The organism is Herbiconiux liangxiaofengii (genome assembly GCF_041927335.1).
Taxonomy (GTDB): domain Bacteria; phylum Actinomycetota; class Actinomycetes; order Actinomycetales; family Microbacteriaceae; genus Herbiconiux; species Herbiconiux liangxiaofengii.
This window is the reverse complement of record NZ_JBHFHD010000008.1, coordinates 13,689-28,755: the sequence shown is the minus strand read 5'-3', so window position 1 is coordinate 28,755 and position 15,067 is coordinate 13,689. Positions and strand designations below refer to the sequence as shown.

Sequence of the window (15,067 nt, the reverse complement as noted above, 5' to 3'; positions counted from 1 at the left end):
GCCCTCTGAGGGCACGCAGAGGGCGATCTGCGACGGGTCGATCCGGCGCAAGACAGAGCAAGACCCTGAGAGAAGGAACATCGTGAGCAAGGCACTCAACGTCGGCGTCGTCGGCGCCACCGGTCAGGTCGGCAAGGTCATGCGCCGCCTGCTCGAGGAGCGGGACTTCCCGATCGCCTCGATCCGCTTCTTCGCCACCTCCCGCTCCGCGGGGACGGTGCTGCCGTTCAAGGGCCAGGACATCGTGGTCGAGGACGTCGAGACCGCCGACCCCGCAGGGCTCGACATCGCGCTCTTCTCGGCCGGAGCCACCGGCTCCCGCGCCCAGGCACCCCGCTTCGCCGCCGCCGGCGTCACCGTGATCGACAACTCCAGCGCGTGGCGGATGGACCCGGACGTACCCCTCGTGGTCTCCGAGGTCAACCCGCACGCCATCGCGCAGGCCACCAAGGGCATCATCGCCAACCCGAACTGCACCACCATGGCGGCCATGCCCGTGCTCAAGGTGCTGCACGAGGAGGCCGGCCTCGAGCGGCTCATCGTGAGCACCTACCAGGCGGTCTCCGGCTCCGGTCTCGCCGGCGCCGAGGAGCTCGCGAACCAGGCCAAGGCGGCCACGGCCGACGAGCACCTGCTCGACCTCGTGCACGACGGCTCGGCCGTGACGATGCCGGCACCCGAGAAGTACGTGCGTCCCATCGCCTTCGACGTCATCCCGCTCGCCGGCTCGATCGTCGACGACGGCGACGAGGAGACCGACGAGGAGAAGAAGCTCCGCAACGAGAGCCGCAAGATCCTCGAGCTGCCCGAGCTGCTGGTGTCGGGCACCTGCGTGCGGGTTCCCGTGTTCACGGGCCACTCGCTGTCGATCAACGCGGAGTTCGCCTCCGACATCACGCCCGACCGTGCTCGCGAGCTGCTCGCCGCCGCCCCGGGCGTCGAGCTGTCCGACGTGCCCACCCCGCTGCAGGCCGCCGGAAGCGACCCGAGCTTCGTCGGCCGCATCCGTCAAGACCAGTCGGCGCCGGGCAAGCGCGGGCTCGCGCTGTTCATCTCGAACGACAACCTGCGGAAGGGCGCTGCCCTGAACGCGGTGCAGATCGCCGAGGTCATCGCCGCCGGTGCTCCGAGTGCCGCCGGCGCCGCGGTGCCCGCCTGACAATCCTCCGAAAGCAACCAATCCGTTCCGGCAGCGGCGACGAATCACCGGCATGGATGTTCGTGCCGCGCGCCTCATCGTCATCGGGGTGGCCTTCGTGGTCGCCGTCTGCGCTGTTCTCGCGACCGTGTCGATCGTGTCGGGCCGGGCATCCGGTGACCGCCAGGCGAGTGTGACGATGGGTTCACCGGACTCCGCAACCGCTCCGGATGCCGCGGCCGACCCCGATGCGCCGGTGGTCTCCTTCTACGGCGACTCCTACACGCTCGGCACCGGGGCCTCCGACCCGTCGAAGCGCTGGTCGAGCGTGATCGCGGCCGATCGCGGCTGGACCGAGCGCAACCACAGCGTGAACGGGCTCGGCTTCGTCAACCACCGGCAGAGCACCCCGCCCGACTACGCTGCCGACGACCTCGTGACGCTCTCGATCGCCGACGACCCCGACATCCTCTTCATCACCATGGGGCTGAACGACAACTTCTCGATGCCCGCGCGCGCCGAGGCGATCCGGAGCGCGATCGGCACCGATTTCGCCACCCTGCGCGAGGCCCTGCCCGAGACCCGCATCGTGGTGGTCGAACCGTTCTGGTACACCGACGACCGCCCCGACTCGGTGGAGCAGATCATCTCCTGGGTGAAGGCGGAGGCCGGGGTGATCGGCGCCGACTACATCCCGGGCGCCTCGCACTGGATCGAGGGGCATCCCGAGTGGATGGCCGCCGACGGTCTGCACCCGAACGACGACGGCTACGCGGCGATGACCGAGCGGATGGACACGGCACTCGCCGGACTCGGACTGTGACCCCGCCGGTGCCGGACCCCGATGCTGACGGGGCCGCGGCGGGACGACGCCGTGCGGATAAACTCACGGCATGACGGTGCGTGAGTCGATGCGGTCGAGCTCGGTGCTCGTGCCGGTCGTGTTCGTGGTGATCGCCGTGTCCACCATGGCGGCCGGGGTGGTGGCCGCACTGATCGACCCGCCCGAGAGCTGGGTGGCCAGCGTCGTCTTCGTGCTCAGCGTGGGTGTGACGGCCGTGTACCAGCGGCCGATCGGGCGCGTTCCGGGCCTTCCTCCCATCGGCATCTCGACCTCGCTGCTGGTGATCGCGATCCCCGGCACGAACCCGGTGCTCGACGTGGGCACCTGGACGGCGGCCTACTACGTCTCGAAGGCGGTCACCTCGCGGTCGCCGTGGATGGCGGCCCAGTGGTCGGGCGTCGCGGCGATCGGCGCGGTGGCCTTCGTGCTCGCCGGCCGGGTGCTGGTGGAGGCGGGGCTGAGCGTCTACCTCGCGATCGTCGTCGCCGTGATCGCCCACCTCGTGGTGGTGCTCACGGTGTACTTCGTCTGGCAGCAGGGCCGCTGGAGCTTCGACCGCTCGGTGGGGGTGTCGGGCATCAGCCCGATGCGGCTGACCAGCGTGGTGGTGCTCGGGCTCCTGGTGGCCATCGCGGTGCACGTCGCCTCGGCCGGGGAGCTGGGGGTGTTCGACGGCTCGGCGGCGGGTGTCCAACTGGCCCGCACGACCATCCCGCTGCTCATCGTGGCCCTGGTGTTCTACGGCGCCGCCAAGCGAACCCAGACCCGCAGCAGCGAGCGCCGCCTCGGCGGAGTCGTCGACGCGGCGCGGGCTCTGCCGTGGGACTCGACCGCGCCCACCGAGGACACGATGATCGAGTTCGCCCGGCGGGCGATCGACGCCACCGACTTCGAGGTGCGCCGCACGCCGCCCGGGCGCAACGAGATCGGTGCCCGCTACTCGGCTCTCGACACCACCGACCCGCAGCTCACCCCGGAGTCGCTGGTGCCCGACGAGGACGACGTCGAGAACGAGCATCGCGAGGATGCCGTGGAGCCCCAGCACTACCTCGTGGCCAGCCGCAAGAACGGCGGTGCGCCGTTCAGCCCCGACGACGAGCTCGCCCTCGACGCCATCGGCCACATCGCCTCGGAGACCGCGCGGGTGCGCGGCGCCTACGACACGCTGCTGGACCGGGTCGACCGCGACTCGCTCACCGGCCTGCCCAATTACAACGCCTTCCAGCGCTCGCTCGCCCGGCTGAACGAAGACCGCAGCTACGCCTCGGGCATCGCCGTGCTGTTCATCGACCTCGACCAGTTCAAACGCCTGAACGACACCGAGGGCCACCACATCGGCGACGAGATGCTCTCGGTGGTGGCCACCCGGCTGCGCGCCTCGGTGCGCCCGCACGACTTCGTGGCCCGGGTGGGCGGCGACGAGTTCGTGGTGGTGCTCACCAAGCTGCAGTCGCTGGCCGAGGCGAAGGTGGTCACCGACCGCATCGTGGCGAACGTGGGCGCCGCGGCCACGCTGGGCGGCCGCGAGTATCGTCCGCTGGTGAGCGTGGGACTGGCCTACTCCGGTCACCAGGAGACCGATCCGCAGTCGATCGTGGTGGATGCCGACCACAGCATGCTCGCGATCAAGAAGTCGCGCCGACAGGGCGGTCCGGCGTTCGAGTCGAGCGTGGGCATCTCGCCGCACCGGTCGAGCCGTATCAACGAGATCGTGGCCAAGGCCATCGACGACGGGGTGCTGAACGTGGTCTACCAGCCCATCGTGAACACGGTCGAGGACAAGATCTGGGCGTTCGAGTCGCTCGTGCGCTACACGCATCCCGAGCTCGGCCGCATCTCCACCTCGTCGTTGATCGAGAAGGCGAAGGGCCTCGGCCGGATGGATGAGCTCACCCGCCAGGTGATCTCCACGTCGCTGAAGTCGGCGCGCGAGTTCCGCAAGCTCGTGCCGGGCATCACGGTGATGACCATCAACCTCGAGGTCGAGCAGATCCGCGACGAGCACGTGGGCGACTTCCTGAAGGACATCGTGCCGCGCTACCCCGACGTCACCCTCTGCCTCGAGCTGAACGAGCGCTCCACCAAGGACATCGACGACGATCTGCGCGCCCAGGCCGAGCACTTCCGCCGGCTCGGCATGCTCATCGCACTCGACGACTACGGCTCGGAGGCCTCCAGTGTGGGAGCCCTCGTGCGCATCCCGATGGACATCCTGAAGATCGACCGCTCGCTCGTGGACAACCTCGACGACACCCGCCAGCGCGAGGTCGTGCGCGCGCTTCAGGGCTTCGGTGACGCCTTCGACTACTCCACGATCGTGGAGGGCATCGAGACCCAGGATGCGGTGGACGTGCTCGTGGGCATCGGCGTGCGGCACGCCCAGGGCTTCTTCTACGGCCGGCCGGTGCCGTTCGGGCAGACCATCACGCGGTTGAAGACCTACGGTGCCGTCGGGACCCTCGGCCGCTCAGCGTCGACCGTCTCCGCGGGATAGCCCTGCGGGGATAGGATCGCAGCGTGGCGAATCAGGGTGACGTGCGGGTTCTGCCGCGGATCGGTCTGATCGTCGCGGTGGTGGTGATCCTGGCGCTGCTCGCAGCGATGGTGGTCGGCATCGGCTCGATCCTGTCGCAGGGCGGGGTGGCCGCGAGCAACCCGTTCGCGGGCCGATCGCTCTACGCCGATCCCGCGTCGAAGGCCGCTGTGGCGGCCCAGGCGGCGACGGATGCGGGCGACACCGACTCCGCTGCCGTGTTCACCCGGATCGCCGAGGTGCCCACCGCCATCTGGCTCACGCCCGAGAAGCACCCCAACGGTGAGGTGGGCGGCTACGTCGCGGGAGTGGCTGCGGCGGCCGCGAAGCTCGACCAGACCCCGGTGTTCACCGTCTACGGCGTGCCGAACCGCGACTGCGGCAACTACTCCGGCGGCGGGCTCACGGCCGAGGAGTATCCGGTGTGGGTCGACGAGATCGCCTCCTCGCTCGAGGAGAGCGCCGCGATCATCGTCCTCGAGCCCGATGCCCTCGCACTCGCCGACGAGTGCGACAACGTCGACGAGCGACTCGCCGAGGTGGGCGCCTCGGTCGACTCCCTGGCGGGGGCCGGCCTCACCGTGTACATCGACGCCGGCCACTCCAACTGGGGCCCTCCGGCCGAGATGGCCGATCTGCTGAACCGCGCCGGCGTCGACCGGGCTCGCGGCTTCTCCACCAACGTCTCCAACTACAACACCACCGAGCGCGAGCAGCAGTACGCCGAGAGCATCTCGGCCCTCACGAACGGCGCCCACTACGTGATCGACACCGGCCGCAACGGCAACGGCTCCACAGGGGAGTGGTGCAATCCGGCCGGCCGGGCGCTGGGCGCCGAACCGCAGGTGGCGGGCTCCGGTTCGGCCGAGGATGCGACGCTGTGGGTGAAGCCCCCCGGCGAGAGCGACGGCACCTGCAACGGTGGCCCGGCCGCCGGCGAGTGGTGGGATGCCGGCGCCCGCGAGCTGGCGGCGGACGCCGGCTGGTAGCGAGGCCGTTCAAACGCTTTGCACGCGCGGATCCGTTGGTAGCATCGTGGCAATGGACACTCATGGGGAACGTCGGGTCGCTGTCATCATCGAGGACGATGCCGACATCAGGCATCTGCTCGAGACGGTGCTGACACAGGCCGGCTTCGAGGTGATCGCGACGGGCAACGGGCTCGACGGGGTGCAGGCCGTCCGTGCCTACGACCCGATGGTGACCACGCTCGACGTGAGCATGCCCGGCATCGACGGGTTCGAGGCCGCGAAGCGCATCCGGGCGTTCAGCAACACCTACCTCGTGATGCTCACCGCGCGCGACGAGGAGATCGACACGCTGCAGGGCCTCGAGGCCGGCGCCGACGACTACCTCACCAAGCCCTTCCGCCCGCGCGAGCTCCGCGCGCGCGTCGAGGCCATGATGCGTCGGCCGCGCCAGGTGTTCGCCCCCGACGGCTCGGGCCCGGTGGCACCCGTGGCTCAGCCCGTCGTGGCGCCGCAGCCGGTGGCCGCTCAGCCCTACGCGGCTCAGCCCTACACAGCGCAGCCCTACACAGCGCAGCCCTACACGGCGCAGCCTGGGGGTGCGCAGCCGCTCCAGCCGGTGGCGGCGGGAGCCCCCGTGGCGGCTCCCGAGCCCCTCGCGCCGGTCGCGGCGGTGGCCGAGCCTGCCGCCCGCAAGACCTACGACCGCGAAGACGGCTGGATCGACCACAACGGCCTGCACGTGAACTCCGAGATGCGCCTGGCCGAGAAGGAAGGTCGCGCCATCGACCTCACCCGGAGCGAGTTCGATCTGCTGAACGCGCTGATGGAGAGCCAGCGCCGCGTGCGCAGCAAGGCCGATCTGGCGCTGCTGCTGCGCGGCGAGAGCTACGTCACCGCCCACTTCGTGAGCGAGGCCGACAAGCGGGCCATCGAGGTGCACATGGCGAACCTGCGCCGCAAGCTCGCCGACTCCATCACCAACCCCCGGTGGATCGAGACGGTGCGCGGAGTCGGTTACCGGCTCGCGGCCTCCGACAACGACTGAGGCGAGCCCGGCTGCGGGCCGGCGCGCATCGAGTCGAGCACCGCGAGGAGCTCTCGGCAGGTGGCGCCGCCCACCTCGTTCAGCCGAGCCAGGTGGCGAAGGCTGCCCTGCAGGTCGAAGCCCTTCACCGCGGCGTGGATCATGCCGGCGATGGCCTCGAGCGGCCAGGCCCCCAGCATCGTGCTCGACGACCGGATGCTCAGCAGCACCACGTCGGCGTCTTCGAAGTCGTGGTCGCCGAGCGCCTTCATGAGGCGCTGTGAGCGGGTCTCCCACATCGAGATGAAGTCGTGCACGAAGTGCCCTCGCCGGTCGTCGTCTGCTACCGAGTTGAGCAGTGAGATCAGTGCCTCATGGTCGACGTAGCGGGTCAAACCTTGTACCCGCGGTAGCGGCGCAGAACCTTGGTGACCATGGACAGCGTCTGGATGATGGTGATGATGCCCAGGATCGGCCAGCCGATCCAGAGGATGGTGGACTGCACGAACGGGTCGAGCTGGAACCAGCCGAGCACCAGCACCGCGATGGTGAGGAAGATGACGACGAAGGGGATGAGGTAGCTGTTGCCTCGGCCCTTCTCGGCCTTGGCCTGGGCGGCCCAGTTGTCGGTCTGCTTGCGCGAGAGGAATTTCGTCCACGCGCGGATGAAGTGCCCGAGCCTGACCCACATGTAGATCTCGGCGGGGAACAGGGCCACGGCGAAGAAGATGTCGCGGCCGCTGCGGTCGTGCATCGACAGCGCGGTGCGCAGGTTCAGCAGGATGGCCACGATCGGGGGCAGCAGCCAGATCGGCGAGAACACGAACGCGCTGATCGACAGCGACGCGAGCAGCAGCAGCACGAACAGCACGCGGGTGACCAGGTTCGTGAGCATCGAGAAGTTCTCGAGCCAGCGCAGGCGGAGGTTGGGGTGGAAGGGCTGGCCCTTCGTGTCGCCGCGCTGCCCGGGCCACATCAGCTCGATGGCGCCGAAGTTCCACTTCACCTGCTGGCCGTCGAGGCCGCGGATGGTGGTCATGCCGCCCACGTCGGCGCGGGCCTGCGCCGAGATCTTGGTGAGGTAGCCGGCGCTCTTGATCTGCAGCGACAGCAGCGAGTCCTCGACCTCGGAGTCTTTCACCCAGGGGGTGTTCTGGTGGTTCTCGACCATGATCTGGCGCAGCGCCTTGGTGCTGAAGATCGAGAACTGGCCGCCGAGCACCGCCATGTTGCGGCCCTTGAGCATGTTCTGCATGTTGAAGGCGGCGAACTGGAAGCGCTGGCCGGTGATCAGGAACTTGGCGATGAACCCCTTGATCGGCTTCTCGTCGATGGAGAAGATGGCCGAGATGCCCCCGATGCGCGAGTCGGACGTGATCTCCTCGGCGAGCCGTTCGACCGCATCCGGAGCAGCCGTGGTGTCGCCGTCGACGCCCAGCAGGAAGTCGCAGCCCTCGACCAGCTGGTAGCCGTAGTTGAGCGCGCCGACCTTCTTGTCTTTGTTCTTGCCGATGTCGTGCACGTACACCTCGGTGAACTGCTCGATGCCGTCGATCTCCTTCAGATGCGGGCCGGCGTACTGGGCGGCGATCTTCACCGTGTCGTCGGTGGTGTTGTTGACCACCACGTGGATGACGTCGGGCAGGCGCGTCTGGCCGAGAAGGGACTCGATCACGTCGGCGATCGACTCGGCCTCGTTGTAGGCCGGGATGATGCACCCGATGGTGGGCCGGTAGCTCGGGAGCGACTCGACCGATTCGATGAAGTCGTTCTCGAACTCGTCGCCGTACTCACCGGCATCGGTGCGATCGGTGACGTAGGGGTTGATGTTCTCTGCCATGGCCTCAGTCTCCACCACGGCCCCCAGCGTTCGATAGTCAATGCGCCAGGGTCGTGTCAAGATCGCCTTAAGATTGCATCAATCGAACGTAAGGACGTGGGCATGGCACTCTCGAGGCGCGGCAGCGGCATCGCGGCGGCACGGGCGACGGGAGTCGCGGCCCTGGCCATCGCGGGCGTGATCGGCCTGAGCGGCTGCGGAACGGCGCCGTGGGACCAGTCGCGTTTCGCCACCGACGACCCCACCGCATCGCCCACGCCGACGGTGCTGCCCACCCCCACGGCCACCATCACACCGGTGGTGAACGAGCTGGCCACCGGCTCCGCCCAGCACCAGCTGCAGGCCGGCGACATCGCCCTCACCATCGACTACTACTCGACGCTGAGTATGGATCAGTGGACGGCCGAGGCGAACAAGCCCATCACCTTCTCGCTCACCGGCAAGCTCGGTACCGACGACGGTCAGAGCTTCTACCTCTCGCGGGTGTCGGTGACCCCCGCCGTCGGCGGCCCGCTGGGCTCGCTCACGGCGCCCCCACCCATCACCGACCAGGCGTCGGTGGCCCCGGGCTACTACATCAAGGGCCCCTACAGCTACAGCCAGACGTTCATCCTCCCGGCGCTCGACCCGGCGGCCACCTCGGTGACGCTGTCGTTCACCTACGAGATCCTGCTGCAGACGGCACCCACCTCGAGCGACTACGCCAAGCAGACCGCCTCCGACACCATCACGGTGGCTATCGCGCCCACCGCGGGCTGACGGCTCAGGCCGGGGTGCTCTGCCGCCCGATCACGATGGAGTTGCCGCCCTGCGCGCGCGCCTCGCTGGCCGCCTGGTCGAGGGCGCTCCGCAGCACGGGCAGCCCGTAACCGAACGTATCGGTGTCGACCACGCCGAAGCTGGCGGTGGCCCGGAGCGACTGCTGCGGGTCGATCGGCTCGTCGACCAGGGCGGTCTGCAGGCGGATGGCCAGCTGCTCGGCGTCGTTCGCCGTACCCACGACCGCCACGATCACGAAGCGACCGGCCCCGGTGTGGCCGAGAAGCGAACTGGTGGGCGCGTGGTGGCGGATGATCTGGGCGACGGAGCGGATGGCCCGGTCGCCGAAGTCCCGGCCGAAGGCCACGTTCATCTGGGGCAGGTTGTCGACGTCCATCGCCACCATCGCCAGGCGCTCGTCGTGGAACGAGGAGCGCTCGATCCAGTCGGCCCACTGCTGGAGGAACGACGCCGCCGACAGCACACCCACCACGGAGTGCACTCCCACGGTCACGTCGCCGAGGGCTCTGGCTCCGGATCGCTCGGCCTGCAGGATCGACAGCGAGATGGTGCTCAACAGCACCAGCAGGATGGTGATCATCGTCGTGGACTGCGTTCCGAAGTACGAGCTGAAGACCTCGCTCTCGGGGCCGAGGCTCACGAAGATCGAGGCGCGGAGCACATAGTAGGCGCAGACCACCCACAGGCAGAGGCTGAGCACGCGCGCATTCAGATTGCGGCGCATCCGGGCTCGCATGGTCTCGGTGGCGCCGAGGCCGGCGAACAACGCCACCCCCGTGAACAGGCCTGCGGAGCCCGTCCACTGGCTGCCGCTCGGCGCTTCGACGGCGGTGAGCAGGGCCACCACGCCGCCGGCTGCGAGCGTGATCCAGACCAGCCCCGGGCGGCCGTTGAACACCCGGGCGCCCGCCCAGAGCGAGCCGATGGAGATGACATAGGCGCAGTTGCCGATGGCGAGCACCCACCAGAGTGAAGGGGTGACCGCCCAGACCGAGTAGGCCAGCGCGGTGAGCATGCCGCCGAGGAACGACACGCTCCACAACCGCCCCGAGGCGTCGTTGCGGCGCATGGCGGTGTTCAGGATGAACGAGATGCCGCAGAGCATGATCACGAGACTGGCCACGAGCAGCAGCGTGATGGTGTCGAGCTGCATACCAATCTCCCCTGAACGCGGTGCGAACGCAGTCTAACGCGAGCGCGGGATGCGGGCCGTGAACGTGGTGCCGATACCGGCCGTCGAGGCCACGGTGAGGTCGCCCCCGTGCCGGCGCACGATGTCGCGGCTGATGGTGAGCCCGAGCCCCGATCCGTGGATGGTGGACTGCCGCACGCCCTCGGCGCGGAAGTAGCGGTCGAACAGCTTCGACTGCTCGAGCTCGCTCAGCCCGATGCCGGTGTCGCTCACCGCCAGGTCGACGGCGTCGTCGGCGAGGGTGGCCGCCACCGACACCCTGCCGTTCTCGACGTTGTACTTGATGGCGTTGGTGAGCAGGTTGTCGACCACCTGGCGCAGCCGGAAGCCGTCGGCCTCGAGCGGCACCGGGCCGGAGATCAGGTTCTCGATCGCGATGCCGCGCTCGGCTGCGGTGAGCCGGTGCGCATCGATCGCCTGCGTCACGATCTCGCCGAGATCGCAGGCGCTGAACGACATCACGATCTGCTGATCCTTCTCGCTGGCGGCGGTGAGCAGGTCGGCCACGAGGGCCAGCAACCGGTCGGAGTTGGCCGAGGCGACCTCGAGCATGGAGCGGGTCGACGGGTCGAGCGTCTCGTCGTCGAGCGCGAGTTCGAGGTAGCCGAGGATGGAGGTGAGGGGCGTGCGCAGCTCGTGCGACACCGACGCGACCAGGTCGTCACGGGCCTGGATGGCGTTGATCTCGTTGGTGATGTCGCGCGAGACCAGCACTCCGCCGTCGAGCTGGCCGTCGGATGTGGTGAGCGGTCTCGCGGTGATCGACAGCGCAACGCGGTGCTGGCCTGGCTCGCCGAGCCAGGCCACGAGCTCGTCGTAGCGCTCCCCGGAGGTGGCCCGGCGGAACGGCTTCTCGTCGTCGGAGTACGGCGTGGTGCGGTCGGGCTTGTACAGCACCGGCTGATCCACGGCGGTCTCGGGCAGCCCGAACTCCGCCTGCACCGACCGGTGGGCCCGGTTGATCAGCGTCTCCTTGCCGGTGCGGTCGAAGGCGATCACACCGAAGGTCACCGCGTTCAGCACCTCGTCGAGCGTCTGCTCCTGGCGGCGGGCCCGGCGCAGCGCCACCTCGAGCAGGCCGGCCTGCTGGCGCAGGAGGCCCCGCTGTGCCGCGGTGCGGCTGGAGGTGGCGAGCGTGGTGGTGGCGATGAAGGCGAGGGTGGTGGGCAGCACCAGCAGAGCCGGGATGCTGCCGAGCCCGATGCCCTCGCCCCGACCGGCCGCCACGGCCCAGAGCAGCACCGAGGAGCCGGCCACGCCGGTGACCGCGCCGGGCAGCCCGTAGTGACTGGCCAGCCAGATCACGGGGAACACCAGGAGCAGTCCTGCCCCGAGAGAGGGGTTGCCCTCGCGGATGGCGATGATGGCCACGATGTCGAGCAGGGGCAGGAGCGCCGCCCAGGTGTGGTCGTAGCGGGCCCACGGGATGAGCGCGGCTGCACCGGTGAGAGCGAACACCACGGCGACGCCGCCGAAGAAACGGATGTCGACCACCGACGACGGCTGGAACACGAAGGCCGCGACGACCAGAAGCAGCGTTGCGGCCGAGAGCAGCAGCTGCGACTGGAAGATCGCACGATTCATCCGGGAGCGCCGTTCCGCCTCGGTGGAATCGGCTCCCCTGCTCATGTGTTGAGAGTACAGGCAGAAAGCGCCACCGGATTGGACGCTCCGGAGTGCGCCCGATAGCATCGCGAGGGGGTCTGGCGATGATGGTGAACAGCGGAACCGTGCACACGGTGGGCATCGTCGACGACCACGAGCTCATCCTCGACGGACTCTCCGGCTGGTTCGCCGCCCACGCCGACGACGTGTCGGTGGTGGCCACGGCCACCTCGTGGATCGACCTCGCCCGCCATCCGGCCTTCCCGCCGCAGGTGGTGCTGATGGATCTGCAGCTGAAGGAGCCCATCTCGCTCGAGGCGCGCATCCGGATCTGCCGCTCGGTGGGCGCCCCGGTGGTGGTGCTCAGCGCGCTGGACGCGCCCGAGAACGTGCGGCGGTCGCTCGACGCCGGGGCGGCGGCGTTCGTGTCGAAGTCGCGGCCGGCCGAGGAACTGCTGTCGGTGCTGCGGAGCGTGCTCGTGCCGGGCGGGCCGGTGAGCGGGGCGGTGCCCTGGGACGAGCCTGCACTGCCCAGGCGCGGCTCCCCATCGAGCGTCCGGTTCAGCGACGACGAGGAGGAGACGCTGCGGCTGTACGCCTCCGGCCACAGTCCCGTGGAGGTCGCGATGATCCTCGGCACGAACATCCAGGCGGTGAAGAACGCCCTCGAGCGGGTGCGCCAGCAGTACGCGTCGGAGGGCCGCCAGGCCGATCGCAAGCAGGACCTCATGCTGCGCGCGGCCGAGGACGGCTACCTCGCGTGAGCGCGCGATGACGCTGCAGATCGCCACCGACGTCGACGGCGTGGCCACCAGCCGGGCCCTGGCGAGATCGGCGACGGCCCTCGCCGTCGTGTTCCTCACGGCCACCGCGGTGATCGCGGCCCTGTTCATCCCCGTAACGGGGCGCACCGACCTCCTACTCGGCATCCTGGCCCTCGTGGTGGTGGGGCTCGGGGTGGCCGCCGCGCTGGCCACGGCGAACCATCTGCGCGCCGTGATCTACACCGTGGTGGCCGGCGTAGCCCTCTACGCCTACGCGATGGTGGTGATCGGGGTCACCCTGGCCGACTCCGGTGCGAACGCGCCGGCGAGCGACTTCGTGCTGCTGTCGATGCCCGAGTTCGCCGTGCTGGTGGCCGGAGTGGCCGCGAGGTCGCTGGCGCGCTCGCTGGCGCTCGGGCTGGTGGCGCTCATCAGCGGCCCGGGGCTCGTTCTGGTCGCCGCGGCCCAGAACGGTATGCGTCTGGCCGTCGACGTGCCGGTGCTCGCCGCCTTCGTCACCCTGTCGCTGTTCGTCACCGCCCTCTGGTTCGGCCGGCGCGAGGCCGCCCGCGGAACGATCCAGATGCTCGGCTCGGCGCTCGCCGAGGAGGGCGATCTGGCGCGGGCCCGGTTCACCGCCCGCGCCACCGACTGGCTCGGCGACACCGTGCTCGCCGATCTCCGGGCCATCGCCGCCACCCCGGCCGGGCCGCTGCCCGAGAGCACGCTCCAGGCCATCGACCGCGATCTGCTGAACCTCACGGATGCGAGCCAGGTGCTCACCGGCCCCGACATCGGCGGTTCCGCCACGCGGTCGCTGTCGTCGGTGCCCCTGCTCATCGCCGTGGTGCGCACGGCCGAGCAGAAGGGATTGCGCATCCGCATCACCGGCGACGTCGAAGCGGTGAACGATCTGCGCGCCGCGGTGATGCGCAACCTCGAACGTGCCATCGGGGAGTGCCTCGACAACGTGCTGCGGCACGCCGGCGTGAGCGATGCGGAGATCGCCGTGTACTCCAGCCGGCCCGAGATCAGCGTGATGATCTCCGACTCGGGAGCGGGGTTCGACGTCGACGCCGTGGGCGACGACACGGTCGGACTCCGTCTCGCCGTGGTCGACAGCATCTCCGAGGTGGGCGGGTCGGTGCAGATCTGGTCGCGGCCCGGCACGGGTACCGCGGTGTTCATGACGGTTCCGGTGGGCCGGTCGTGAGCGCGGTGCCCGGCCGGCGGCCGCCGCATCCGCCCGTTCTTCCTCCGCGCGGCACCACGGCTCTCGACCTCGATCCTTTGGCGGTGATCAGCGCTCGCGGGTTCCTGATCGTCGTGGCGGCGGTCTCTCTCGTCACGGCTGTGGGCATCACCCTCACCACCACGGAGCAGGTGTCGTCGTGGCCCCTCGCCGTGGCCGGGCTCGTGGCCCTCGTGGCCGGCTACGGGTGGATCATCCGGTGCGCGTTCGACTTCGGGCAGGGGCTCTCCAGCGACCGGTTCGTCACGGGCTTCGCCCTCGTGGCGGTGGCGACGGTGCTGAGCTCGTTCGGCTCGCTCGGCTCGAACTCCGTGGTGCGCGACGACTGGGGGCTCATCACGCTCGCCCTCGTGCTCATGGCGGCAGCCCCGTTCCGCGCCTACACCGAACTGGGCTTCTACACCGGCATCTCCACCGCGCTGGCCGCGGTGCTCGCGCTCCTGCACGTGTTCTTCAGCCCCCTGCAGTCCGTGCCCGTTCCCGTCACGGTGGTGGTGGCGGCGGCGCCCGTGCTGGCCTTCGGTCTCGGGGCCGTGGGCTACGCCCGCACGCTGCTCATCGGCATCTACGGCGAGCGGCTGGCGCAGGCCGAGGCGCGCGACGTGCAGTTCGAGTCACTCCGCCGCGCCTTCATCGACGACGACGGCATCGGCGCCGTCGGAGACGTGCGCTCCGACGTGGTGCCGTACCTGGCCCGGTTGCGCGGAGCGGGGGAGCTCACCGCCGACGACCGGGCACGCGCCGCCGAGCTGGCGGCCTCCCTGCAGGCGGCGATCGCCGCCTCGCGCCCCGTCGACTCGCTCGGCGACCTGGTCGATGTGCTGATCGACGAGAGCGGCCTGTCGCTGCGGTTGCACGAGGACGACCGGGCCACCATCCGCTCGGTGCTGAAGGCGCTTCAGGAGTCGCCGCACCGCCGCCCGGGCACGCTCGTGTTCGAGCTGCTCGAGGGGGAGTCCGACCGGTTCGGCATGATCCGCACCTCCAGCGACGACGTGCGGGCGCTGCGCACGGAGACCCTCCCGTTCCTGCGCATGATGCGGCTGATGATGAGCACCGCGAGCGACGAGGTCGTGGGCGACGAACTGCTGCTGCACTTCGATCTGCAGCGCTTGGCCTGAGCG

At 69.6% G+C, this 15,067-nt stretch carries 13 protein-coding genes; 9 read left to right on the top strand and 4 right to left on the bottom strand.

Features of this window, described 5'->3' with window-relative positions; all coding sequences use genetic code 11:
• The first annotated feature begins 82 nt into the window (after window positions 1-82).
• From ACEXOR_RS06605 to ACEXOR_RS06585, 5 genes are all read left to right on the top strand, one after another.
• Window positions 83-1,159 carry an aspartate-semialdehyde dehydrogenase gene (locus ACEXOR_RS06605; protein WP_374848656.1) on the top strand — a complete coding sequence of 359 codons (1,077 nt, stop codon included), beginning with the start codon at window positions 83-85 and terminating at the stop codon, window positions 1,157-1,159.
• A 52-nt stretch (window positions 1,160-1,211) separates the two neighbouring features.
• Complete coding sequence (locus ACEXOR_RS06600; protein ID WP_374848655.1) at window positions 1,212-1,961, top strand: SGNH/GDSL hydrolase family protein; 750 nt, start codon at window positions 1,212-1,214, stop codon at window positions 1,959-1,961.
• A gap of 70 nt (window positions 1,962-2,031) precedes the next feature.
• The gene (locus tag ACEXOR_RS06595; RefSeq protein ID WP_374848654.1) at window positions 2,032-4,476 is read left to right on the top strand and encodes a putative bifunctional diguanylate cyclase/phosphodiesterase; all 2,445 of its coding nucleotides are present in this window, start codon (window positions 2,032-2,034) and stop codon (window positions 4,474-4,476) included.
• 23 nt (window positions 4,477-4,499) lie between these two features.
• Entirely contained in the window at window positions 4,500-5,504 is a 1,005-nt protein-coding gene (locus ACEXOR_RS06590; RefSeq protein ID WP_374848653.1) for a glycoside hydrolase family 6 protein, read from the top strand.
• A gap of 52 nt (window positions 5,505-5,556) precedes the next feature.
• The gene (locus ACEXOR_RS06585; protein WP_374848652.1) at window positions 5,557-6,531 is read left to right on the top strand and encodes a response regulator transcription factor; all 975 of its coding nucleotides are present in this window, start codon (window positions 5,557-5,559) and stop codon (window positions 6,529-6,531) included.
• On the opposite strand, the gene ACEXOR_RS06580 is transcribed toward ACEXOR_RS06585, so the two are convergent.
• Together ACEXOR_RS06580 and ACEXOR_RS06575 are read right to left on the bottom strand one after the other, a co-directional pair.
• Window positions 6,501-6,905, bottom strand: a complete 405-nt coding sequence (locus tag ACEXOR_RS06580) for a hypothetical protein (protein WP_374848651.1) — start codon at window positions 6,903-6,905, stop codon at window positions 6,501-6,503. The genes ACEXOR_RS06585 and ACEXOR_RS06580 overlap by 31 nt on opposite strands.
• Window positions 6,902-8,350 carry a glycosyltransferase family 2 protein gene (locus tag ACEXOR_RS06575; protein WP_374848650.1) on the bottom strand — a complete coding sequence of 483 codons (1,449 nt, stop codon included), beginning with the start codon at window positions 8,348-8,350 and terminating at the stop codon, window positions 6,902-6,904. Before ACEXOR_RS06575 ends, ACEXOR_RS06580 begins: the two co-directional genes overlap by 4 nt.
• Before the next feature lie 102 nt (window positions 8,351-8,452).
• Between ACEXOR_RS06575 and ACEXOR_RS06570 the strand changes: the two genes are divergently transcribed.
• Window positions 8,453-9,109, top strand: coding sequence for a hypothetical protein (locus ACEXOR_RS06570; protein WP_374848648.1), 657 nt, complete (start codon window positions 8,453-8,455; stop codon window positions 9,107-9,109).
• Window positions 9,110-9,113: 4 nt separating this feature from the next.
• Here ACEXOR_RS06570 and ACEXOR_RS06565 read toward each other — a convergent pair whose 3' ends face one another.
• Window positions 9,114-10,283 (bottom strand): GGDEF domain-containing protein, encoded by a 1,170-nt coding sequence (locus tag ACEXOR_RS06565; RefSeq protein ID WP_374848646.1) that lies wholly within the window; start codon window positions 10,281-10,283, stop codon window positions 9,114-9,116.
• 33 nt (window positions 10,284-10,316) lie between these two features.
• The gene (locus ACEXOR_RS06560) at window positions 10,317-11,951 is read right to left on the bottom strand and encodes a sensor histidine kinase (protein ID WP_374848645.1); all 1,635 of its coding nucleotides are present in this window, start codon (window positions 11,949-11,951) and stop codon (window positions 10,317-10,319) included.
• 80 nt (window positions 11,952-12,031) lie between these two features.
• Here ACEXOR_RS06560 and ACEXOR_RS06555 point away from each other — a divergent pair, with 80 nt between their 5' ends.
• Genes ACEXOR_RS06555 through ACEXOR_RS06545 form a run of 3 tightly spaced genes read left to right on the top strand, consistent with a single transcriptional unit; the run spans window position 12,032 to window position 15,064 of the window.
• On the top strand, window positions 12,032-12,691 hold the full coding sequence (locus ACEXOR_RS06555; RefSeq protein WP_374848644.1) for a response regulator: 660 nt from the start codon (window positions 12,032-12,034) through the stop codon (window positions 12,689-12,691).
• 7 nt (window positions 12,692-12,698) lie between these two features.
• Window positions 12,699-13,904, top strand: a complete 1,206-nt coding sequence (locus ACEXOR_RS06550) for an ATP-binding protein (RefSeq protein WP_374848643.1) — start codon at window positions 12,699-12,701, stop codon at window positions 13,902-13,904.
• Complete coding sequence (locus ACEXOR_RS06545; protein WP_374848642.1) at window positions 13,901-15,064, top strand: hypothetical protein; 1,164 nt, start codon at window positions 13,901-13,903, stop codon at window positions 15,062-15,064. Before ACEXOR_RS06550 ends, ACEXOR_RS06545 begins: the two co-directional genes overlap by 4 nt.
• Window positions 15,065-15,067 lie beyond the last annotated feature (3 nt).

Bases quoted from the DNA above. Each gene is read 5' to 3' on its own strand.
- ACEXOR_RS06600 (WP_374848655.1), top strand. From the start codon at position 1,212: ATGGATGTTCGTGCCGCGCGCCTCATCGTCATCGGGGTGGCCTTCGTG.
- ACEXOR_RS06595 (WP_374848654.1), top strand. From the start codon at position 2,032: ATGACGGTGCGTGAGTCGATGCGGTCGAGCTCGGTGCTCGTGCCGGTC.
- ACEXOR_RS06585 (WP_374848652.1), top strand. From the start codon at position 5,557: ATGGACACTCATGGGGAACGTCGGGTCGCTGTCATCATCGAGGACGAT.
- ACEXOR_RS06575 (WP_374848650.1), bottom strand. From the start codon at position 8,350: ATGGCAGAGAACATCAACCCCTACGTCACCGATCGCACCGATGCCGGT.
- ACEXOR_RS06570 (WP_374848648.1), top strand. From the start codon at position 8,453: ATGGCACTCTCGAGGCGCGGCAGCGGCATCGCGGCGGCACGGGCGACG.
- ACEXOR_RS06565 (WP_374848646.1), bottom strand. From the start codon at position 10,283: ATGCAGCTCGACACCATCACGCTGCTGCTCGTGGCCAGTCTCGTGATC.
- ACEXOR_RS06560 (WP_374848645.1), bottom strand. From the start codon at position 11,951: ATGAGCAGGGGAGCCGATTCCACCGAGGCGGAACGGCGCTCCCGGATG.
- ACEXOR_RS06555 (WP_374848644.1), top strand. From the start codon at position 12,032: ATGATGGTGAACAGCGGAACCGTGCACACGGTGGGCATCGTCGACGAC.
- ACEXOR_RS06550 (WP_374848643.1), top strand. From the start codon at position 12,699: ATGACGCTGCAGATCGCCACCGACGTCGACGGCGTGGCCACCAGCCGG.